Annotated in this window: 21 protein-coding genes and 2 pseudogenes; 12 read left to right on the top strand and 11 right to left on the bottom strand. The window is 58.1% G+C overall.

The window, feature by feature from the left end:
• The coding region (locus AO240_RS28765; protein WP_218244401.1) for a hypothetical protein at positions 1 to 249 on the top strand (249 nt) is incomplete at its 5' end.
• 304 nt (positions 250 to 553) lie between these two features.
• On the opposite strand, the gene AO240_RS24925 is transcribed toward AO240_RS28765, so the two are convergent.
• Positions 554 to 1906: a GntP family permease gene (locus AO240_RS24925; RefSeq protein ID WP_099240068.1), complete on the bottom strand. Its 1353-nt coding sequence runs from the start codon at positions 1904 to 1906 to the stop codon at positions 554 to 556.
• Positions 1907 to 1990: 84 nt separating this feature from the next.
• Positions 1991 to 2524, bottom strand: coding sequence for a gluconokinase (locus AO240_RS24920; protein WP_099240066.1), 534 nt, complete (start codon positions 2522 to 2524; stop codon positions 1991 to 1993).
• 212 nt (positions 2525 to 2736) lie between these two features.
• Here AO240_RS24920 and AO240_RS24915 point away from each other — a divergent pair, with 212 nt between their 5' ends.
• The 4 genes from AO240_RS24915 (at position 2737) to AO240_RS24900 (ending at position 6496) form a co-directional block, all read left to right on the top strand.
• Positions 2737 to 3768: a LacI family DNA-binding transcriptional regulator gene (locus tag AO240_RS24915; protein ID WP_177445865.1), complete on the top strand. Its 1032-nt coding sequence runs from the start codon at positions 2737 to 2739 to the stop codon at positions 3766 to 3768.
• Between the two features lie 230 nt (positions 3769 to 3998).
• Positions 3999 to 4238, top strand: coding sequence for a DUF6124 family protein (locus tag AO240_RS24910; RefSeq protein ID WP_099240060.1), 240 nt, complete (start codon positions 3999 to 4001; stop codon positions 4236 to 4238).
• Positions 4239 to 4434: 196 nt separating this feature from the next.
• Positions 4435 to 5850: an MFS transporter gene (locus tag AO240_RS24905; RefSeq protein WP_099240058.1), complete on the top strand. Its 1416-nt coding sequence runs from the start codon at positions 4435 to 4437 to the stop codon at positions 5848 to 5850.
• A gap of 133 nt (positions 5851 to 5983) precedes the next feature.
• Positions 5984 to 6496 (top strand): hypothetical protein, encoded by a 513-nt coding sequence (locus AO240_RS24900; protein ID WP_099240056.1) that lies wholly within the window; start codon positions 5984 to 5986, stop codon positions 6494 to 6496.
• Positions 6497 to 6550: 54 nt separating this feature from the next.
• Here the strand turns inward: AO240_RS24900 and AO240_RS24895 are convergent, their stop codons facing one another.
• From AO240_RS24895 to AO240_RS29445, 3 genes and pseudogenes are all read right to left on the bottom strand, one after another.
• Positions 6551 to 7441 carry an amino acid ABC transporter substrate-binding protein gene (locus AO240_RS24895; protein ID WP_099240054.1) on the bottom strand — a complete coding sequence of 297 codons (891 nt, stop codon included), beginning with the start codon at positions 7439 to 7441 and terminating at the stop codon, positions 6551 to 6553.
• Positions 7442 to 7579: 138 nt separating this feature from the next.
• Positions 7580 to 8002, bottom strand: a pseudogene (locus AO240_RS29450) (methyl-accepting chemotaxis protein); the annotation flags it as partial.
• 120 nt (positions 8003 to 8122) lie between these two features.
• Positions 8123 to 8899 (bottom strand): annotated as a pseudogene (locus AO240_RS29445) (PAS domain-containing protein); the annotation flags it as partial.
• Between the two features lie 570 nt (positions 8900 to 9469).
• Here AO240_RS29445 and AO240_RS24885 point away from each other — a divergent pair.
• Together AO240_RS24885 and AO240_RS24880 are read left to right on the top strand one after the other, a co-directional pair.
• Entirely contained in the window at positions 9470 to 9889 is a 420-nt protein-coding gene (locus AO240_RS24885; protein WP_099240050.1) for a GNAT family N-acetyltransferase, read from the top strand.
• Between the two features lie 78 nt (positions 9890 to 9967).
• Positions 9968 to 10768 carry a class I SAM-dependent methyltransferase gene (locus AO240_RS24880; RefSeq protein WP_099240048.1) on the top strand — a complete coding sequence of 267 codons (801 nt, stop codon included), beginning with the start codon at positions 9968 to 9970 and terminating at the stop codon, positions 10766 to 10768.
• Positions 10769 to 10900: 132 nt separating this feature from the next.
• Here the strand turns inward: AO240_RS24880 and def are convergent, their stop codons facing one another.
• The 3 genes from def to AO240_RS24865 form a co-directional block, all read right to left on the bottom strand.
• Positions 10901 to 11440 (bottom strand): peptide deformylase, encoded by a 540-nt coding sequence (gene def / locus AO240_RS24875; protein ID WP_058414421.1) that lies wholly within the window; start codon positions 11438 to 11440, stop codon positions 10901 to 10903.
• 3 nt (positions 11441 to 11443) lie between these two features.
• On the bottom strand, positions 11444 to 12394 hold the full coding sequence (locus tag AO240_RS24870) for a YihY/virulence factor BrkB family protein (protein WP_099240046.1): 951 nt from the start codon (positions 12392 to 12394) through the stop codon (positions 11444 to 11446).
• A gap of 181 nt (positions 12395 to 12575) precedes the next feature.
• Complete coding sequence (locus AO240_RS24865) at positions 12576 to 12761, bottom strand: CsbD family protein (RefSeq protein ID WP_058414423.1); 186 nt, start codon at positions 12759 to 12761, stop codon at positions 12576 to 12578.
• Positions 12762 to 12962: 201 nt separating this feature from the next.
• Between AO240_RS24865 and AO240_RS24860 the strand changes: the two genes are divergently transcribed.
• On the top strand, positions 12963 to 13340 hold the full coding sequence (locus AO240_RS24860; protein ID WP_058414424.1) for a hypothetical protein: 378 nt from the start codon (positions 12963 to 12965) through the stop codon (positions 13338 to 13340).
• A gap of 118 nt (positions 13341 to 13458) precedes the next feature.
• Here the strand turns inward: AO240_RS24860 and fadD1 are convergent, their stop codons facing one another.
• Together fadD1 and fadD2 are read right to left on the bottom strand one after the other, a co-directional pair.
• The gene (gene fadD1, locus AO240_RS24855; protein ID WP_099240044.1) at positions 13459 to 15150 is read right to left on the bottom strand and encodes a long-chain-fatty-acid--CoA ligase FadD1; all 1692 of its coding nucleotides are present in this window, start codon (positions 15148 to 15150) and stop codon (positions 13459 to 13461) included.
• A 381-nt stretch (positions 15151 to 15531) separates the two neighbouring features.
• Entirely contained in the window at positions 15532 to 17220 is a 1689-nt protein-coding gene (gene fadD2 / locus AO240_RS24850; protein WP_099240042.1) for a long-chain-fatty-acid--CoA ligase FadD2, read from the bottom strand.
• A 220-nt stretch (positions 17221 to 17440) separates the two neighbouring features.
• Between fadD2 and AO240_RS24845 the strand changes: the two genes are divergently transcribed.
• Together AO240_RS24845 and AO240_RS24840 are read left to right on the top strand one after the other, a co-directional pair.
• Positions 17441 to 18385, top strand: coding sequence for an alpha/beta hydrolase (locus AO240_RS24845; RefSeq protein WP_099240040.1), 945 nt, complete (start codon positions 17441 to 17443; stop codon positions 18383 to 18385).
• A 70-nt stretch (positions 18386 to 18455) separates the two neighbouring features.
• On the top strand, positions 18456 to 18926 hold the full coding sequence (locus AO240_RS24840; RefSeq protein ID WP_058414428.1) for a MaoC family dehydratase: 471 nt from the start codon (positions 18456 to 18458) through the stop codon (positions 18924 to 18926).
• Positions 18927 to 19101: 175 nt separating this feature from the next.
• On the opposite strand, the gene AO240_RS24835 is transcribed toward AO240_RS24840, so the two are convergent.
• A complete protein-coding gene (locus AO240_RS24835) occupies positions 19102 to 19569 on the bottom strand; it encodes a PA2169 family four-helix-bundle protein (RefSeq protein ID WP_058414429.1) in 468 nt (155 codons plus the stop codon).
• Between the two features lie 206 nt (positions 19570 to 19775).
• Between AO240_RS24835 and AO240_RS24830 the strand changes: the two genes are divergently transcribed.
• Together AO240_RS24830 and AO240_RS24825 are read left to right on the top strand one after the other, a co-directional pair.
• Complete coding sequence (locus AO240_RS24830; RefSeq protein ID WP_099240038.1) at positions 19776 to 20012, top strand: DUF3820 family protein; 237 nt, start codon at positions 19776 to 19778, stop codon at positions 20010 to 20012.
• Positions 20013 to 20026: 14 nt separating this feature from the next.
• Complete coding sequence (locus tag AO240_RS24825; RefSeq protein ID WP_099240036.1) at positions 20027 to 21202, top strand: aminotransferase class V-fold PLP-dependent enzyme; 1176 nt, start codon at positions 20027 to 20029, stop codon at positions 21200 to 21202.
• The last annotated feature ends 403 nt before the right edge of the window (positions 21203 to 21605 follow it).

Below are 21605 nucleotides of genomic sequence, written 5' to 3'. Positions count from 1 at the left end.
GCTTTTTTCTCAAACCGCGCTAGAACTTCTGCCCACATCGATTTCGTTCCCCTGACTGGCGTTTTGGGGGATTTTATCAAAGACCTTGAAAGGGCTGGCTTTTACAGCGAGTCACTTTTGAAAGGACCCAAAAGTAACCAAAAGGTCCTCGCCCCACCACTCGGTGCCTCGCTTAGGCTCGGCATGCCCGCCCACAGGCTTGAATCCGTGGGCCGCCGCGATGGGCCATCCTTGGCCCAGCGCGGCTAACCCGGCGTCCTGCCGGGTTACCCACGGATTCAAGCCTGCGTGCGGCCATCGTGGTTTAACGGGGCGCTTCTCAGATCAAAAGCAGATCAAAAGCAAGAGCACGGCGGCCTGAAAGCCGACCTGAGTGGTTGAAGCAGGTCAAGGGCGGGTTTGCATGCACAGCAGATATGCTTTTTTTGCTTTTTTTGCTTTTTGTGGGAGGGGGCTTGCTCCCGATAGCGGTGGATCAGTCACCTGATACAGTGACTGACACTCAGCAATCGGGAGCAAGCCCCCTCCCACAATTGTTTTTGCGCAGTGCTGGTTACACCACCAGCGACAGCAGCATGATAAAGATCAGCGCCACCACCGACAGGATGGTCTCCATCGCCGTCCAGGTCTTGAACGTCTCGGCCACGGTCATGTTGAAGTACTGCTTCACCAGCCAGAAACCGGCATCGTTGACGTGAGACAGGATCAACGAACCCGCGCCCGTGGCCAATACCAGCAGCTCACGGTTGACCCCCGGAATCAAACCCACCACCGGCACCACAATGCCCGCGCCGGTAATCGTCGCCACCGTGGCCGAACCGGTAGCGATACGAATCACCGCCGCCACTAGCCACGCCAGTAAAATCGGGTTGATCTGCGCGTTCACCGCCATGTGGCCGATCACGTCGCCGACGCCGCTGGTGACCAGCATCTGCTTGAAGCCACCGCCGGCACCGATGATCAGGATGATCGCAGCGGTGGGCGCAAGGCTGGCGTCGAGCAACTTGAGGATCTGCTTGGAATGAATGCCCTGGCGATGGCCAAAGGTGTACAGCGACAGCAGCAACGCCAACAGCAATGCGGTGATCGGGTGACCGATCATGTCCATCCAGTTACGTACTACGTGGCCGTCCGGCAGGCCGATGTCGGCGAAGGTTTTCAGCAGCATCAGGAACACCGGCAGCAGCACGGTGATCAAGGTGATGCTAAAGCTCGGCAGGTTTTTGTGTTCCGACTCGCGGGCCAGTTGGTCGACCAGTTCCTGGGACGGGTTGCCTGGAATGTATTTGGCGATAAACGTGCCGAAGATCGGGCCGGCAATAATAGCGGTTGGCAGTGCGACGATCAGGCCGTACAGAATGGTCTTGCCGATGTCTGCGCCAAACACACCGATGGCCAGCAGCGGGCCAGGGTGCGGCGGCACCAGGCCATGCACCGCCGACAGGCCGGCCAGCAGCGGGATACCGATTTTAATCAGCGATACGCCGGTGCGCCGCGCAACGATAAACACCAGCGGGATCAGCAATACAAAGCCGATCTCGAAGAACAACGGAATGCCCACCAGGAACGCGGCGAACATCATGGCCCACTGGACTTTTTCCTTGCCGAAGGCGCGGATCAGGGTCTGCGCGATCTGATCGGCGCCGCCGGATTCGGCCATCATCTTGCCGAGCATCGTGCCCAGCGCGAGGATGATGCCGACAAAGCCGAGCACCCCGCCGAAACCGTCCTGGAAGGCCTTGATGATCTTGTCAACGGGCATGCCCGAGGTCAGGCCAAGAAAGCCGGCCGCAATGATCAGTGCAATGAACGGGTGAACCTTGAACTTGGTGATCAGGACGATCAGCCCGATGATAGTAACCACTGCATCTAGCAGCAGGTAGGACTCGTGGGACATGCCAAACATGGGGGGTCTCTCCTGTTTGTTGTTGTTATTAAAGCGGGTATTCAATTTTTCGCCGGGGATAGCGCTATCTTTTCCGGCAAAAAATTATTTGGATGGTTCAAAACCGTGTTGCTGCCACCAGGCATTGGTTTGCTCAGCGAGCGCCTCGACGCTGTCTTCGCTGGCGTTAAGCGCCAGGGTCAGCGGCTCGCCCACAGGCGATTCCAGGGTGGCGAACTGGCTGTCGATCAGGCTGGCCGGCATAAAATGGCCGGGCCGATGCGACACGCGGTCGGCCGCCACGGCACGGGTCAACTCCAGGAATACAAAGCCCAGGCCCGGCGCAGCTTCACGCAGGTGGTCGCGGTATTTCTTTTTCAGCGCGGAGCAGGTGAGTACCGGGTGTTCACCGGCCTTGAGCGCGCGGCGCAATTCATCGCAGAGGATGTCGAGCCAGCCGGCACGGTCGTCGTCGTTAAGCGGGTGGCCGGCGCTCATCTTTTCGATGTTCGCGGCGGGGTGAAAGCTGTCGCCTTCAATCGCGGTGGCGCCGTTCAGGTGGCACAGGGCTTCGCTGACGCTGGACTTGCCACAGCCGGAAACACCCATGATGACCAGGGCGGTAACAGGTTGACTCATGAAACACCTCAGGACGCAGATAGCGCTACCTTTGCAGGCGGTAAGACGCGTGCAAAAACAGGCTTTTCCCGCGCCGTCTTGTCATTTTTATGGAGTGACGCGTGCATCCTCTCCAATCATTTGAACCGGATCAGGCAACCCAACGTTCAAGTATTTGCAGCCATTTGGAGACAGCGCTACCTTAGTGCCTCGATTTTTGTTTGGCAAGCCGCCTGATGACCTCCAAGAACGATAAAAATACGCGCACTACCGGTCGCCCTACCCTTAATGAAGTCGCCCGCCTGGCCGGCGTCAGCCCAATTACCGCCTCCCGCGCCTTGCGTGGCATCAGCACCGTGGCCACCGAGCTGGTGGAAAAAGTGCAACTGGCCGCCGCCGAACTCAACTACGTGGTCAACCCCGCCGCCCGCGCCCTGGCGTCGGCGCAAAGCCACTCGGTGGTGGTGTTGGTGCCCTCGTTATCCAACCTGCTGTTTATCGAAACCCTCGAAGCTATCCATCAAGTGCTGCGGCCCAAAGGTTTCGAAGTGCTGATCGGCAACTCTCACTATTCGCGCGACGAAGAAGAAAACCTGCTGCGCAACTACATGGCCTACCAGCCACGCGGTTTGCTGCTGACCGGGTTTGACCGCACCGAAAGCGCGCGACGGATGGTCGAAGCGAGCAATGTGCCGTGTGTGTACATGATGGACCTGGACCCCAACGCCGGCGTGAACTGCGTGGGTTTCTCGCAGTTGAATGCGGGTGAGACGGCAGCGGCGCATTTGCTCTCGCGTGGGCGCAAGCGCTTGGCGTATATCGGCGCGCAGCTGGACCAACGCACGCTGCTGCGCGGTGAAGGCTTTCGCCGTGCGCTGCAACACGCCGGCCTGTATGACCCGGCGCTGGAACTGCTGACACCGCGCCCGTCCTCAGTCGGTCTGGGTGGCGAGCTGTTTTTGCAACTGCTGGCCGCCCACCCGGACGTGGACGCGATTTTTTTCGGCAACGACGACCTGGCCCAGGGTGCGCTGCTCGAAGCCATGCGCCACGGCATCAGCGTGCCGGAGCGGGTGGCGGTGCTGGGCTTCAACGATTTGCCGGCGTCAGCATTTATGGTGCCGCGCCTGAGCAGTATCAGCACGCCGCGTGAGGCGATTGGGCGGCGCGCGGCGGAGCATTTGCTGACGATCATGGCAGGCAACAAAATCGCCAGACCGGTGGTAGACATGGGGTTTGAGTTGCAGGTGCGCGAGAGTACTTGAGCCGCTGATTGCCTCGCTCCGCGTGGGAAGGATCAGGCGAGCGTAGGACGCCAGTAGGACGAATCTGACATTACGGTAAACACCTTGCTCCTTTGCCTACGCTTACGTCGGACCCCACCGGCTTTCGCCCTGGGGGGGCGAGCCACTAAGGTTCGCCGGTCGCTGAATTTCTCGGTGATAGGGTGTTAGTTGCCTGACGCTTGGTCAACCTTAGTGCGCGAGCCTCCCCCATGATCACAGAAATTGAAAGCCCGCCAACCACGCTTTTCACAGTCACCCCCGACACAACCACTGAGACGTTGCTGATCAACAGCTACGAAACCGTGTGCTCGGTGCGCACCTTGTTGCTCGACCTGTCTGATGACCTCACCGGAAAACACCGCGATGTGGCCTTGGCGATTCACCAACTGAGCGAGCTGAGCGTATTGCTGGTGGGCCAGGCGATGGACCAGCACACACCACGCCTCTAAAGCGTGTGGATGGTTGCCACACTCTGCCGCGTACGCCGATGCAGGCTCCGTGCTACTGCGTAGTTGTTTTTCGCATTATGTGGTTACAATTAAAAAAGCAGTGATAAGCTCCCAGCGCCAAGCCGCAAGGCCACGCGGTCCGTTCTGGTTTGGTTTGGTTTGAAACGTCCAATGTGCACCTGACCGAAGGTTTCCCATGTCGACACTCACTCCCTCTGCCATGGACGGCATCGACCCAACCCGTGCCGCGCACATCAGCGCGCGCATTGACCGCCTGCCCGCCGTCGCCACCCTCTGGCGCCTGGTGGCATTGCTCTCGATCGGCGGCTTTTTCGAGCTGTATGACCTGTTCCAAACCGCTTACATCAGCCCCGGTTTAATCAGCGACGGGATTTTCCACACCGGCGGCGAGGGCGTATTTGGCTTCTCCGACCAGGCAGCGTTTGCCTCGGCGACCTTCCTCGGCCTGTTCCTCGGCGCCAGCTTGCTCAGCCCGATTGCCGACCGTTTCGGGCGGCGGGCGATTTTTACCTTTGCGTTGATCTGGTACACGATCGCTACGGTGCTGATGGGCATCCAGACGTCCGCGCTGGGCGTTATCTGCATGCGCTTTCTGGTCGGCATCGGCTTGGGTATCGAGCTGGTAACCATCGACGCCTACTTGTCGGAACTGGTGCCCAAGCGCATGCGCAGCTCGGCCTTTGCCTTTGCGTTTTTCATCCAGTTTTTGTCGGTGCCTTCGGTGGCGTTGATGTCGTGGTGGCTGGTGCCCCAAGCGCCCTTCGGGATCTCTGGCTGGCGTTGGGTGGTGCTGAGCAGTGCGGTGTTTGCGCTGTTTATCTGGCAACTGCGCAAGCGCCTGCCGGAATCACCGCGCTGGCTCGCGCAAAAAGGCCGTTTTGATGAAGCCGGGCACATCGTCGACACCTTGGAAGCGCGTTGCCAAAAAGACCATGGCAAGCCCTTGGATGAGCCGGAACCCGAAGCCGTCAGCGTGCACAGCAGCGGCCGTTTTGCCGATATATGGCAACCGCCCTACCGGCGCCGGGCATTGATGCTGATTGTGTTCCATGTGTTCCAGGCCATCGGTTTTTTCGGCTTCGGCAACTGGTTGCCAGCGCTGCTCTCGGGCCAGGGCCTCAGCGTCACCCATAGCTTGATGTACGCGTTTATCATCACCCTCGCCTACCCACTCGGGCCGTTGCTGTTCGTGAAGGTGGCCAACCGCTTTGAAAACAAATGGCAAATCGTCGGCTCGGCCATGGGCTCGATGATTTTCGGCAGCCTGTTCGCCCTGCAAACCACGGCAGTGGGGCTGGTGATTTGCGGGGTGATGATCACCTTTTGCAACGCCTGGCTGAGCTTCAGTTATCACTCATACCAAGGCGAATTGTTCCCGACCAATATCCGCGCGCGGGCGGTGGGGTTTTGCTATTCGTTCAGCCGCTTGTCCACGGTGTTCAGCAGTTTATTGATCGGTTTTATTCTCGAACATCTGGGCACCCCGGGCGTGTTGGCATTTATCGCCAGCAGCATGTTGATCGTGATCATCACCATCAGCTGGTTCGGGCCGCGTACGCGTAACCTGGCGTTGGAAAATATCGCCCACTGACGGCAAGGGTTGGCCGCCTGCGCGACAATAGTTGCCGCGACGGTCACGCCGTCCTCAATAAAACCGGGAGTCTGGCGCCCGGCATGCTATTTGCTCGAACTGTGTTACCGAACATATTCGCAGGTGACCGACCATGCTGGTTAACAACAACACTCAAGCCGTGTCGACGATCGAAAAGCTCAAGCGCTCCGACATGGACCCGGCCAATGCCGCCGCCAGTACGTTGTACAGCGGTGCCGTGCAGGCGGCGCAACAAAGCATCAGCGTGCCGATCGCACAGAAGGACCTGAACAAGGCCGGCGATCGCATCGATGAAGCGTTCGCTAAAACCCGCGTGCAGTTGCAAGCCACGACGGCGGCGGCCACGGCAACCACGGAGGTACCGGCAACCGGTTCGGCCACCAGCACCGCGCGCACCGACTTCAGCGACTACATGAAGCTGTCCCCGGCCGAGCGCATCCGCGAGCAACTGCTCAAGGAACAGGGGTTGACTGAGGTACAAGTGCAGGCAATGCCGCAGGAAAAACAGGACGCGATTGCCAAGCAAGTCGCCGAACGCGTGAAGCAGCAACAAGAACAGCAGGTAGCTGCGAAAACCGCTGACCCACAGGCGCAAGCGCTGAAACAAACACTGGCCGCGCTCTGAACCCGTAGCCGTTGAAGGGTGGCGCCAGACCGGCCACCCTTGCTCAACCAATATTTACAACAGCTTGCCTGGCTGATCCGTTGGGGCGCTGAACATCTGCTTCATCTCGGCCGAAAACGGCACATTCAAGTTCAGCGTCTTGGCCACAATCGGCGACTCGAACCATTTCACGTAGAGTGTTTTGGCTTCCCCTGATGCCATCAAGCCCTTCAGGGTGGTGTCCACCCTACGTTTCAAGCCGGGGTTATTTTTCGGCATGATCAACGCCAGGTGCTCAACCACCAGCACCTCCTGCAGAAACTGATAACGCGCAGGCTCGGCGGCGCTCGCCATCAGCGGGGCAACCACCACTTCATCAAACACCAGGCTATCGGCCTGTTTGTCGACCAACAACTTGAAGCCCTCGGCCAGGTTCCTGGCATGCACTTTTTTAAGGCTCCAGCCTTCGCGCTGTTCAAGCTGCCTAACCACCTCACCCACGGTGGTACCGTCAACAATCACCACGGATCGGCCATTGAGTTGCTGCAAGGTGTCGAGCTTTTCGCCGACCCTGCTGACCACTTTAATCGAGGCGGCGAAAGTTGAAACGCTGAAATCGACCTGCTTCTCACGCTCCAGCGTATGGGTGGTTGAGCCACATTCGAGGTCCACCGCACCGCTGCTGACGGCCGCGATACGGTCTTTGAAACGCAAGGGTTTGAAGCTCAAGGCCAGCTCATCAAGCTTCAAGCTCTGCTTCAGGTCATTGGCGATACGCCGACACAAATCGATGGAATAGCCCACCGGTTCGCCGGCCAGGGCTTGATAAGAGAACGGCAGGGCTTCCGCTGGATAACCGATCACCAATTGTTTGTTTTCGCGGATTTTGTTCAACACCGCATCGTTTGCAACCACGCCAGCCGACAGCATGCATAACGACAGGAATAAGGCACCTTGCAACTTCATAGTTCGTCCCACTCAGTGAAATAACCTGAGTGTTTATACGTAGCGCTTGGGGGGCAGCTCTGTAGGGTTCGTCTGAATGCGTAAACGGGGCGCCAAGGCTCGCTGCCAGGCATTCGTCGACAGCGAGCCGAAGCAAGACTATTGCAGTTGCAAGGTCGAATTGAACTGACTGATCGCATCCACCACGTGCCGAGAACCTTCCTGGATCTCCAGAATCACCTGCCCCGCTTCGTTCGCCAGCTCCACCCCAAGCCCCGTGCGGTTCAGGCTCGACTGCATGCTCGACACCGCGCTCAACGACAGGTCGTGGTTTTTGCGCACCACCTCCACAATCTCGACGGTGGCCAGGCTGGTGCGCGCCGCGAGGCTGCGCACCTCGTCGGCTACCACCGCGAACCCGCGCCCATGCTCGCCTGCCCGCGCCGCTTCGATGGCCGCATTGAGCGCGAGCATATTGGTTTGCTCGGCAATGCCGCGGATGGTCTGCACGATGGTGCCGATGATGTCCGATTGCTTGTTTACCGCGTCGATGCTCTGTGCGGCATGGTTCAGGTCGTGGGAAATTTCTTCGATGATCTGCACCGTTTGCTGCACCACCTCCGAGCCTTTGCGTGCGCAGGCATCGTTTTGCACTGAGGTGGCGTGGGCAGAATCGGCGGCGGTGCGCAACGTAGTGATTTGGTCGGTGATGTCAGTGGCAAATTTCACCACTTTGTACAGGCGCCCACTGGCGTCGAAAATCGGGTTGTAAGACGCTTCCAGAAACAGCGTTTTGCCGTATTTGTTTTTACGTTCGAAACGATGGGAGTGGTATTCACCGCGGTTGAGCGAGGCCCAAAATGCCTTGTAAGCCGGGGATTCGACTTCGCTGCGTGGGCAGAAAATACTGTGGTGTTGGCCAATGATTTCATCCAGTGAGTAATTCACCGTCCTCAGAAAATTCTCGTTGGCGTTGAGAATCTGGCCCTGAGGCGTGAACTCGATCACCGCCATGGAGCGGCTGATGGCGTCGATCAGGCTCTGGTTTTCATGCTCATGGTGAACCCGTGCGGAGATGTCCGAGGCTATTTTGATCACGCTTTGCACGTGGTTGTCGCTGCCCAGCACCGGCAGGTAGCTGGCTTCGAGCCACACTTCCTGGCCGCGCTTGTTCAAGCGCATGAAGGTGCCGCTGAATGCCTCGCCCCGCGCAAGGTCGCGCCACAGCTGGGTGTAGGCCTCGGTGTGGGTGTAAGCCTCGTCGCAAAAGAGCCGATGATGTTTGCCGCGAACCTCGTCCACGCTGTAGCCCATGGCTTTGCAAAAGTTGTCATTGGCGTCGAGTACCACGCCATTGCGGTCGAACTCGATCATCGCCAGGGAGCGGCTGATGGCGGCGAGTTTGGCGTTGGTCTCGGTGAGGGCACAGGAAAAACGTTCGATTTGTTGCAGGTCGGATTTGTGATGGCGGCTAAACATGGTCAGATCACCCTTGATTCCCGGCGCCCGGAAGGCGGATTCCATTCATATTTTGGACAGTGCTGACAAACCTGTAACGGCACACAACATCCGAAACGCTGTATGGGCTGAACGTTATCTACAGTTATGGGTGAGCATAGACAGGCCCATGCGCTATGCAAGACCACTAGTCAGGCGGCTTTTTCAACACTGTGCCGATGGCGGCAGAGGGATACGGGAAGGGTTTTCAAGCGATCAACAGCAACCGGGTGGCCGTTGATGGGTAATCGGTCGCTCAGAGCAGGTGGTTTCTGCTCTGAGCAGTGAGGCGGGAAAATCTTGCAGATGGTTGGGTTCCAACCGTGTTACTCAGTGGCCGAACAGGCCTGTCTCGGCCTTTTTGGTCTTCTTGTCGGCGCGTTTTTCATCGGCGGTCTTTGCCGGTTTTTTCTTCGCGGCTTTCTTTGAATCCATACCTTTGGCCATGATGCATGCTCCACTTGCAGGGGGATGTAGCAGTGGGTATACCACCTATTGCCGGGCAGAAGGCGCTTATAATCTTTGGCCCTTGATAACGCTCGCTTGAAGACCATGCCCGAACTGCACATCGAACCGCTGGCAGAGCCGCTGTGGCCGCTGCTGAACAAGTTTTACCGCAGCCATGATTCGTCAATGAAGGCCATGAAAGGCGGGCGTTTATGGGTGGCTCGCGACAGCCAAATTGTGGCCGGCCTGTGCCTGAGCCCGGTGGTGGGCGGCCAGTGGCTGACCGGGGTGTTTGTCGACCCGGCCTATCGCGGCCAAGGGGTGGCAGCGCGCATGATCACGCAGGCCGCGGCCAGTGTGGACGGTACGCTGTGGCTGTTGTGCCATCCGGACCCTGAAGGTCTGTATCAGCGCATGGGCTTCACGCAGGACACGCTATTACCGCAATCGCTCAGCGAACGGTGGGCGCGCTATAAACGCAACAAGCCAATGATCGCGATGGGCTTAGAGCGTTTAGTAAGGTAGACCTTGGATAATGTGTGATCGGCAGACAGAGCGCGCATGCTAGCCTCGGTGGCACAGCGGCCCACTTTTTGGATGATCATGAAAGCGACCTTTGCAGCTCTGTCCCTCACCGCCCTTCTCGCCCCAATGTTCAGCCAGGCAGCCGACACACCCATAACCGACCAGCACTATGCCAGCGTGCTCGCCGGCAGTTGGCGCGACCCGGCCAACAGCGCGCGCGACGGCTATCGGCATCCGCAGCAGACCTTGCAGTTTTTTGGCTTGCGCGCCCAACAAACGGTCATCGAGATCACCCCCGGTGGCGGCTGGTACAGCGAAGTGCTGGCGCCATTGCTCAAGGATCACGGGCATTACATCGCCGCTGTGCAGGCCGCGAGCAATTCCGAACAAACACTGAAAAAGAAATTCGCCGCCGACCCGGCGCGTTATGCCAAGGCCCACGTGGTTGAGTTCAACCCCAAAGCGCCAGTGTTCGGCAAACCAGCTTCGGCCGACGCCGTGCTGACCTTTCGCAATGTGCATAACTGGGTGGCGGCCGACACTGCAAGCGCCACGTTCACTGCGTTCTACCAGGTGCTGAAACCGGGTGGCGTGTTGGGCGTGGAAGATCATCGTGCCAAAGACGGCGCAGACCTTGCGGCCATAAAAGACAGCGGTTACCTGACCACGGCCCAAGTGGTGAAACTGGCGACCGATGCCGGGTTCACGCTGGCCGCGCAGAGTGAGGTCAACGCCAACCCGAAAGACACCAAAGACTACCCCGCCGGCGTTTGGACGTTGCCGCCGACGTTGACGTTGGGCGAGCAGGACAAGGCCAGGTATGTGGCGATTGGTGAGTCGGACCGGATGACGCTGCGGTTTGTGAAACCGGCTAAATAGAGGGGGCGAATATAAACCTGTGTGGGAGCGGGCTTGCCCGCGATGCAGGCACCTCGGTACATCAGGGTCACCGAGTTGTCTGCATCGCGAGCAAGCCCACTCCCACACAAAGCGCGTTCGCTGGGCAGGCAGTTACTCGTCAGCCGCTGGGTCCATGTCCGGGAACATCACCTCAATAAAGCCGAACTTGCTGAAGTCAGTAATCCGCGACGGGTACAACCGGCCAATCAGGTGATCGCACTCATGCTGCACCACTCGCGCATGGAACCCCTCGGCAACGCGCGTGATCGGCTCGCCCTTGGGGTCAAAACCCTCGTAACGAATCTGCTGATAACGGTCCACGGCACCGCGTAAACCCGGCACCGACAAACACCCTTCAAACCCTTCTTCCAGCACCGGGCTGAGCGGTGTGATCAGCGGGTTGATCAGAATAGTCTGCGGCACTGCCGGGGCGTCCGGGTAGCGCTCACTGCTCTCGAAACCAAAGATCACCAGTTGCAGGTCGACGCCAATTTGCGGTGCGGCCAGGCCGACACCGCCGACGTGCTCCATGGTCTGGAACATATCGTCAATCAACTGCCACAGTTCAGGGCTGTCGAACATTTCCGGCGGAACCGGTGCAGCAATACGCAGCAGGCGCTCATCGCCCATTTTCAGGATTTCACGGATCATCGATCAGACTTCGTCAGTAGTGGGCTTGGTAGGGTCTCGGCCAAGGCCTGAGACGTGCTGTTTTTCATCCGTGTGGGTGTTCTGGTCGAACTCTTTTTCGCCTACATCCTTGCCTTCAGCCGACATGTGTTCGATCACGGCATTCATCTCTGCGCCCAGCAACAGCACGGCGGCAGAAATATAGAAGTACAAGAGCAAGACGATAATCGCGCCGATACTGCCATACATGGCGTTGTAGTCAGCGAAGGTTTTTACGTAATAGCCGAAGCCCAGCGAAGCGACGATCCAAACCACCACGGCCAGCACCGAACCTGGGGTGATAAAGCGAAATTTTTGCTCGACATCGGGCATCACGTAGTACATCAATGCCACGGCAAACATCAGCAAAATCACGATCAATGGCCAGCGCAGGATGGTCCACAAGGTGACCACGAATTCTTGCATGCCGATTTGCCCGGCCAGCCATTCCATCACTTGCGGGCCGAGCACCATCAACGCAGCGGCAGCCAGCAGCATGCCGGCAATGCCGACGGTATAAAAAACCGACAGCGGAAAACGCTTCCAAATCGGCCGACCTTCGACCACGTCGTAAGCGGCGTTCATCGCACTCATCATCAAGCGCACACCCGCCGAAGCGGTCCACAACGCGATGACGATACCCACCGAGAGCAGGCCACCCTTGGATTGCTGCAATTGATCGATGACCGGGTTGACCTGTTCCAGCGCCTGCGGTGGCAGCACTAACTCCGACTGCAGGCGCAGCCAGGTAAAAAAGTCCGGCAGGTGCAAAAACCCGATCAGGGCAATCAAAAACAGCAGGAAAGGAAATAATGAGAACAGCATCTGGTAGGCCAGTGCCGAGGCATAGGTGGGCATCTCGTCATCGAGAAACTCTGTAACGGTGCGCACCAGCACTTTGTGCAGCTTGAGGCCTTGTAACACCGGAAAAATCATAGCGTCTCCTTTCGCCGCAAAAAGGTCGGGTTCATCGGCGACTCAGGGGCCGTTTTCTACACCAAGGTAGCCCATTTAGCGACCTTGAAACAATTTCGAAACTTTAACTGCAACAGATGACACAAAAACGGCCATCGATGGATGGCCGTCGGGCTGCGTGACACCAGCCAGCGATTCAGAATTACTTGGTAGCTTTTTTCACGGCATCTTTGGTATCGCCGACTGCTTTCTGCACTTCGCCTTTCTTTTCCTGAACCACGCCTTCGGCACGCAGTTTGTCGTTACCGGTGACTTTGCCGACACCTTGTTTGATGTTGCCGACAGCTTCGTTCGCTAAGCCTTTTGCCTTGTCAGATGTGCTGCTCATGGTATTTCTCCGAAAGAACAATCTAAGGTTTTTGGTCACTACCTAAAGATTGACCCGAGGCCGTTCAGCAGAGTTTCAATTATTTTTCAGCGGGCATTTCATCGCAAGTAGAAGGTTTGGCTTTATGTTTTGCAGCCAACCCACGAGAATGCGCGGCACATTCAGGCTATAACGCTGAATAACAGATCCCGTAGGAAGGTTATGAAACTCAATAAAGCACAGGCCATCGCTCGCAGAAACCAGGAACTGGGCGGTGCCGTACTCGGCATGAACAATTGCCACTTCACCGACCTGGACCGCAAACGCAATATCTGGTGGTTTGACCTGCCGGTGGGGCGTATTTCGGTTGGCCAATACGAGTGGATTCACTTGTTGATGCACAACGCCGAGTCCGACCAGTTGCTGCACCTGAAGGTGCCGACGGCGTTCCTGCGTGAAAAACTTGAAGGGCTGGTGGTGCGCAATGCAGGCAAGCGCAGCCCGGAAATCACCCTGGAGCTGAGTGCAGACAAGGACTCGTTCCTGAAGGACGTGCGCCCGGCTGGCGCCGGCGTGAGCTTCGCGCACCTGGCCCAGTAGACCCAACTGCAGCGGGCTGATCTTTCCCACGCGAGCTGATCGTTCCCACGCTCTGCGTGGGAACGATCATTGTGGGAGGGGACTGCGCCCTCCCAAAATGGATTGCAGCTTGATCGGCTTACTTTTTCAGGCCGAGCTTTTTGAGCTCTTCATCGCGCAATTCACGACGCAAAATCTTGCCCACGTTAGTCGTCGGCAATGCATCCCGAAATTCCACAACCTTGGGCACTTTGTAGCCGGTGACATTGGCGCGCATGTGCTCCATCACCTGGTCTTTGGTCAGGGTAGCCCCCGGCTTGACCACGATGAAGATCTTGATGTGTTCGCCGGACTTGTCGTCCGGTACACCGATGGCGGCGCACTGCAGCACGCCCGGCAAGGTGGCCAGTACGTCTTCCAGTTCGTTGGGGTAAACGTTGAAACCGGAGACCAGAATCATGTCTTTTTTACGGTCGACGATGCGCATAAAGCCGTCCGGCTGAATGATCGCAATGTCACCCGTTTTCAACCAGCCTTCACTGTCGAGGATCTCGGCGGTGGCCTCTTCGCGCTGCCAGTAGCCCTTCATCACCTGCGGGCCTTTGACGCACAGCTCGCCAATTTCGCCCAACGCCAACTCGACGCCATCGTCGCTGATGACTTTGCACACAGTCGACGGCACCGGAATGCCGATGGTGCCGATTTGAATGTGCTGGATCGGGTTGACCGTCGCCACAGGGCTGGTCTCGGTCATGCCGTAACCTTCGCAAATGCTGCAGCCGGTCACCGCTTTCCAGCGCTCGGCCGCCGCCAATTGCAGCGCCATGCCGCCTGACAGCGTGACTTTCAGCGCAGAGAAATCCAGCTTGCGGAAGCCTTCGTGGTTGCACAGCGCGACAAACAAGGTATTCAGGCCGACAAAGCCGCTGAACTTCCACTTCGACAGTTCCTTGACCATCGCCGGTAAATCGCGAGGGTTGCTGATCAGGACGTTGTGGTTGCCGATCAGCATCATCGCCATGCAATGAAAGGTGAAGGCATAAATGTGGTACAGCGGCAGCGGCGTGATCAATATCTCGCAACCTTCATTAAGGTTGGAGCCCATCAACGCCTTGCATTGCAGCATGTTGGCGACGAGGTTGCGGTGGGTAAGCATCGCGCCCTTGGCAACGCCGGTGGTGCCGCCAGTGTATTGCAACACGGCCACATCATTGCTGGCCGGGCAGGCATCGGTGACCGCTTGGCCATGCCCTTTGGCCAGCACGTCGTTGAACTTGATCGCCTTGGGCAGGTGATAAGCCGGCACCATTTTTTTCACGTACTTGATGACGCTGTTGATCAGCAGGCGCTTGAACGGCGACAACAGGTCGGCGACTTCGGTGACGATCACGTACTTGACGTCGGTTTTGGGCACGACCTTTTCCGCCAGGTGGGCCATGTTGGCCAGGCAGACCAGGGCCTTGGCCCCGGAGTCTTTAAATTGGTGTTCCATTTCCCGCGCGGTGTACAGCGGGTTGGTGTTGACCACGATCAGGCCGGCACGGATGGCGCCGAACACGGCAACCGGGTATTGCAGGACGTTGGGCAGTTGCACGGCGATTCGATCGCCAGGCTTCAAGTCGGTATGCTGTTGCAGGTAGGCGGCGAACGCGCCGGACAATTCGTACAGTTCACCGTAGGTGATTGTCTTGCCCAGGTTGCTGAAAGCCGGTTTGTTGGCGAAGCGCTGGCAGGACTGTTTCAGTACCGCCTGAATATTTGGATACTCGTCTGGATTGATCTGTGCAGCAATCCCGGCGGGGTACTTATCCTTCCAAAAGTCTTCGTTCATGGAAGCCCACTCCTCAGCGACGCGAATTCATCATCGCATTTGATGCGATTATTATTGGTGTATGTTTTTTTAAGTGCGTCCGGCGCGTTAGAGCAGGCCGAGACGTCACAAAGCGCGCCGAGAGTAGCAGCTTTGCCAAGGGCCGCCTAGAGCCAAAAGAGGGCTCTACAGTCATAAACATGACTCAAGAATGTTTAATAGTCACTTTTAGAGCAAAAATTCTATAACGCCAAAAAGACCTCTGGAATGGGCATTTCAGGACGATAAACAGCATTGTGGGAGGGGGCTGCTGCCGGTTGCGCCAGGTCAGTCGATACATCTGGTGACTGTTCCATTGCAATCGGCAGCAAGCCGCCTCCCACAGTTTGATTACATTTCAGATCACGCGATGTCGCGCAGCTCCCGGCGCAGAATTTTGCCCACCGGGGTCATCGGCAACGCGTCGCGCAACACAATATGTTTGGGCACCTTGTAGCCCGTGAAGTTAGCCTTGCAGTACACCTTCAACTCCTCAAGGTTCAGGCCTTGGGCGCGCGCCACCACAAACAGCTTCACCGCCTCCCCAGTGCGTTCATCCGGCACGCCGATCACCGCGCAATTGGCCACGGCCGGGTGGGCCATCATCACTTCTTCGATTTCGTTGGGGTACACGTTGAAACCCGAGACGATGATCAAGTCCTTCTTGCGGTCGACGATGCGTACAAAGCCGTCATCATCGATCACCGCAATGTCGCCGGTCTTGAGCCAGCCCTCGGCATCCAGCGCCTCGGCAGTCGCGGCGAGTTGCTGCCAGTAGCCCTTCATGACTTGCGGGCCTTTGATGCACAATTCGCCGCGTTCGCCCAAGGGCAACTCGACGCCTTGATCATCAATCACCTTCATTGCCGTGGCTGGCACCGGAATCCCCACGGTGCCCAGGCGCGATTTATTGCCGTACGGGTTGGTGCTGGCCACCGGTGAAGTTTCGGTCAGGCCGTAGCCCTCGCTGATCGCACAGCCGGTGACCTGCTCCCAGCGCTCGGCGACGGCCTTGATCAGCGCCGTACCGCCGGAGTTGGTGAGCTTCAGATGGGAGAAGTCCAGGTGCTTGAAGTCCGGGTGGTCCATTAACGCCACAAACAAGGTGTTCAACCCGAGCAGCCCGGTAAAACGCCACTTTTTCAGTTCCTTGATAAAGCCGCCAATGTCGCGAGGGTTGGTGATCAGCACGTTATGGTTGCCGGACACCATCATGCACATGCAATGCGCGGTGAATGCATAGATGTGATAAAGCGGCAGCGGCGCGATCATCACCTCCTGCCCTTCCTTGATCAGCGGGTGGCCGTGCTCGTCGGTCTGCGACATGCAGGCGCGCACCTGTTGCATGTTCGCCACCAGGTTGCCGTGGGTCAGCATCGCGCCCTTGGCCAGGCCGGTGGTGCCGCCGGTGTATTGCAGCACGGCGATGTCGTCCAGGGTCATCGGGTGGCGAGTCACACCCAGCCCGGCGCCCATGCGCAACGCGCGCTTGAACGATACGGCGCGTGGCAACGTGTAGGCCGGGACCATCTTTTTAACCTTGTCGACCACGGTGTTGATCAGCCAGCCTTTGGCGGCGGGCATCAAGTCGCCCATTCTGGCTTCGATCAGATAGTCGATCTCGGTGTCGGCGCACACTTCCTGCACGCGCGAACCGAACAGGTTGAGGTAGACCAGCGCGCGCACGCCGGCATCCTTGAACTGGTGGCGCATCTCGCGCGGGGTGTACAGCGGGTTGGTGTTGACCACGATCAACCCGGCGCGCAGTGCGCCAAACACGGCAATCGGGTAATGCAGCACGTTGGGCATCTGCACGGCGATGCGCTCGCCGGGCTTGAGGTCGGTGTGGTGTTGCAGGTAGGCGGCGAACGCCGCGCTCTGGCGATCAAGCTCGGCGTACGTCAGGGTGATGCCCATGTTGCTGAACGCCGGACGGTCGGCAAACGCCTTGCAAGAGCGCTCGAAGACTTCGATCACCGATGTGTAGGCGGTGAGGTCGATGTGGCTGGGAACGCCCGCCGCGCGTTTGTCATTCCAGAAGTCAGGTTGCATTATTCTTATCCTCTTACCTGAGTGTGTCCGGCCGCTGCAGCGATAAAAGTGTGCTGCCAAAAAAGCGGAGCTCTTGGGGACGGTAGCAGTTATGGCCAACCAGGCAATACAGGAAACAGCCTCATTTATTGCGTGAATCTTCCTACAACGGCTTGCACTGATCAGGCGCGTCTCATGCGCTGAGCTATACACTGCAATCCCCCTGAGCAAAGGAGCCGCCATGCACCACAGCACCTTCTGGCTGACCGCGAATGACCACAGCCGCCTGTACGTCAATCAATGGCTGCCCGATGGCCCGCCCAAGGCCCTGGTGATGCTGTGCCACGGCATGGCCGAGCACAGCGGGCGCTACGCGCGCCTGGCCCAAGCGTTGTGCAACGCAGGTTACGGCGTGTATGCAGCTGACCAGCGCGGTCACGGCCGCACCGCCGACGAAGGCACGCTGGGGTTGTACGCCGAACACGATGGCTGGCACACAGTCGTCGGCGACCTCGCCAGCCTCAACCAACACATTGGCCAACAGCAGCCGGGGCTGCCGATCATTTTGTTGGGCCACAGCATGGGCAGCTATATCGCCCAAGCCTACTTGTTGCACCACAGCGCCAGCCTGAATGGGACAATTCTCAGCGGTTCGAATTTCCAGCCGGTGGCGCTGTACCGCGCGGCGCGGCTGATTGCGCGCCTTGAACGTATGCGCCAGGGCCTGCGTGGGCGCAGTGGCTTGATCGACTTTCTGTCATTTGGCTCGTTCAACAAAACGTTCAAGCCAAACCGCACCGCGTTTGATTGGCTCAGCCGCGACCCGAGCGAGGTGGATAAGTACATCAACGACCCGCTCTGCGGGTTTCGCTGCACCAATCAGCTGTGGGTCGACCTGTTGGGTGGCTTGCAGCAAATCAGCAAAGCGTCCAATCTCGCGCAGATTGATCCGGGCCTGCCGATTCTGGTGATCGGCGGTGAATGTGATCCGGTGAGTGAGGGCAAGCGTCTCAAAAGCCTGGCCCATGCGCTGCGTGAGGCCGGCTGCCAGAACGTGCAATTAAATGTCTACCCGCAGGCGCGTCACGAAGTGTTCAACGAAACCAACCGCGATGAAGTCACAGCGGATGTGCTGAGCTGGCTCGACCAGGCCCTTGCGTTGCGCACGCCGGCCCGCTGTGAATGACTTCTCGTTTAAAATACGCCGCTTAAATCAGTCAATTAAATTACCGATTAGCCACAGGATGCACCTTTAGATGACTCAGGTTAGCAACACCCCGTACGAAGCCCTCGAAGTCGGCCAGACCGCCAGCTACACCAAGACTGTCGAAGAGCGCGATATCCAGCTGTTCGCTGCGATGTCCGGCGACCACAACCCAGTGCACCTGGATGCCGAGTACGCCAAGGCGACCATGTTCAAGGAGCGTATCGCCCACGGCATGTTCAGCGGCGCCCTGATCAGCGCGGCGGTTGCCTGCGAGCTGCCTGGGCCGGGCACCATCTACATCGGCCAGCAGATGAGCTTTCAAAAGCCGGTGAAAATCGGCGACACCCTGACCGTGCGTCTGGAAATCCTCGAAAAGCTGCCCAAGTTTCGCGTGCGCATCGCCACCCGCGTATTCAACCAGCGCGACGAGCTGGTAGTAGACGGCGAGGCGGAAATTCTGGCGCCGCGTAAGCAGCAGGTTGTGACGCTGACCGAGCTGCCGCCAATCAGCATCGGCTGATTGCAGAACAAAGCGGGAGGGAGCTGGCTGCCGATTGCGATCTATCAACCACCGAATACAGTGGCGGATAGATTGCTATCGGGAGCAAGCACCCTCCCACATTTGCGCTGCTGGCTAATGCAAAAAAAGTGGGAGGGGGTTTCCCCCCCTCCCACTTTTTGTTACAGCGCAGGGCTTACGACTGAGCGCGAGCCTGGTTACGCAGGGCTTTTACCTGGTCGTGGTTGCGTTGTGCGCCGTGGAACTGACGCTCAACCAAATCACGAATGCCCAGCAGGTTGTGCTTGTTGATCTTCTCGATGGCTTCTTTGTAAGCCTTCAGTGCGTGGTCTTCACCGCGCTCTGCTTCGTTCAATACCGCTTCTTCGTCTTTGCCGGTCACCATCGACTTCACGTCGACCCAGCCGCGGTGCAGAGCGCCGGCAACACTGCCGGAATCTTCCGGGTCACCGCCCAAGGCTTTTACAGCAGTTTTCAATTCAGCAGCGGCGGTTGCGCAGTCAGCTGAACGCTTGGCGAACAGTGCTTTGAGTTCTGGATGCTTGATGTCTTCAGCACACTCTTGGAAGCCTTTCTGGCCGTCGATGCTGGTTTCGATCAGGTCGTTCAGTACGGAGATCGATTCTTTGTTGATGTCGGTCATTTTTCAATTCCTTATGTGGGTTGAGAAAGCTTGCATGAATGATTGCAGCCCTCGTGCCAGCTTTTGAAAAACTATTTTAATTATAAATTTCAATAACTTACGATTATTTGAACCATCTGTATGTGCGTTTTTTGCATGATCTGTCATTTGGCCTTCATGCAGAATGCCTGTATTTTCGAACACCTCGCCTCAACCGCACGAAGCCCATGAACCCCGAAAAACTCGAACTGCTGATCACCCGCCAAATGCCCTTCGGCAAGTACAAGGGAAGGATCATCGCCGACCTGCCAGGCCCGTACCTGAATTGGTTTGCCCGTGAAGGTTTCCCGCACGGCGAACTGGGCGGCCTGCTGGCGTTGATGCAGGAAATCGATAGCAACGGCCTGTCCGAACTGCTTGAACCGCTGCGCCTAAAACACGCTAAACCCGCACCCCGCCATTGAGTGAGAGCCCCGCCATGCCAAGGAATGCTGATAACGAAAGTCACTGGCAAGCCATCGCCGGGCGCTACGAACTGGAGCCCGGGCCGATCAATCTGGAAAACGGCTATTTCGGGCGCATGAGCCGTGCGGTGCAAGCGCAGTACCTGGAGCACGTGGCGTTTATCAACCGCAGCAACGCGGTGTATGTACGCCAGCGCTTCGAACAAGGCGAAAACCTCGAGATTCGCCGCCAACTGGCCGAGTTGATCAATGTCGACCCCGCATCGGTGGCCTTCACCCGCAACGCCACTGAGGCGTTGCAATCACTGATCCGCAACTACAACCGCCTGCTGCCGGGCGACCAGGTGCTGATCAGTGACCTGGAGTACGACACGGTCAAAGGCGCCATGCGTTGGCTGGCAGGTGCGCGCGGGGTGGAAGTGATCGAGGTGTGCCACACGCACCCGGCGAGTTTCGACAGCCTGGTGCAGACCTATCGTGATGCGTTCGTGCGGCACCCGCGCCTCAAGCTGATGGCGCTGACCCATGTTACGCACCGCACCGGCCTGGTGATGCCGGTTGAGGCGATTGCCAGGGCAGCGCGTGAACATGGCGTGGACGTGATACTCGACGGCGCGCATGCGTTGGGCCAGATCGAGTTCAACCTCACCCAATTGGGCATTCAGTTCGCTGGCTTTAACCTGCATAAATGGATTGGCGCGCCGCTGACCCTGGGTTTTATGTACATCGCCCCGGAGCGCTTGGCCGACATCGACCCGGACATGGGCGAGTTTCACTACCCCGCCACCGACGTGCGTGCACGCACGTCTTACAGCACGCCGAATTTTCCGGCACTGATGACCTTGCCTCGGGTGTTTGAAGAGCATCGCGCGTTGGGCGGCTCGGCGGCCAAAGGCGCGCGGGTCAATTATTTGCGCAATCTGTGGGTGAGCCAGGTGCAGTCATTGCCAGGCATTGAAGTGCTGACCCCGGACGACCCGCGACTCTATTGCGGGATCACTGCGTTCAAGTTTATCGGGCGCGATCAGCAAGCGATGGCAGACCAGTTGCTCAACAAGTACGCGCTGTTTACCACGACGCGCATGGGCGCCGCGTTCGGCAGTTGTATCCGGGTGACGCCGGGCCTGGTGACATCGGCAGCAGACATGGGTGTGCTGGTCAACGCAATCACCGAGCTGAGCACCGATTAACTGTGGGAGCGGGCTTGCTCGCGATGCAGGCACCTCTATTTGCCAGGCACACCGCGTTGAGGCCATCGGGAGCAAGCCCCTCCTATAAAACTACAAATAACCTGTTGTTTTTGAGTGCATATCCGTTATTGAGGTTATGGCTTATATCGGTTCCGCTCTTACAGCGGGTCACTTTTGAAAAGCGCAAAAGTAACCAAAACGCTCTTGCCCCACCACTCGGCACCTCGCTTAGGCTCGGTGTGCCCTCCCTCCGATATTACGAAGCGGGCCGCCGCGACGGGGCGTCCCTGCCCCGTCGCGGCTAAACCGGCGTCCTGCCGGTTTACCCGCTCCGTAATATCTGCGTTCGGCCATCGTGGTTTAACGGGGCGCTTCCAGATCAAGATCACAATCAAAGGCAGGC

The organism is Pseudomonas sp. ICMP 460 (assembly GCF_002723595.1).
Taxonomy (GTDB): Bacteria; Pseudomonadota; Gammaproteobacteria; order Pseudomonadales; family Pseudomonadaceae; genus Aquipseudomonas; species Aquipseudomonas kitaguniensis.
This window is presented reverse-complemented; position numbering and strand designations above follow the sequence as displayed.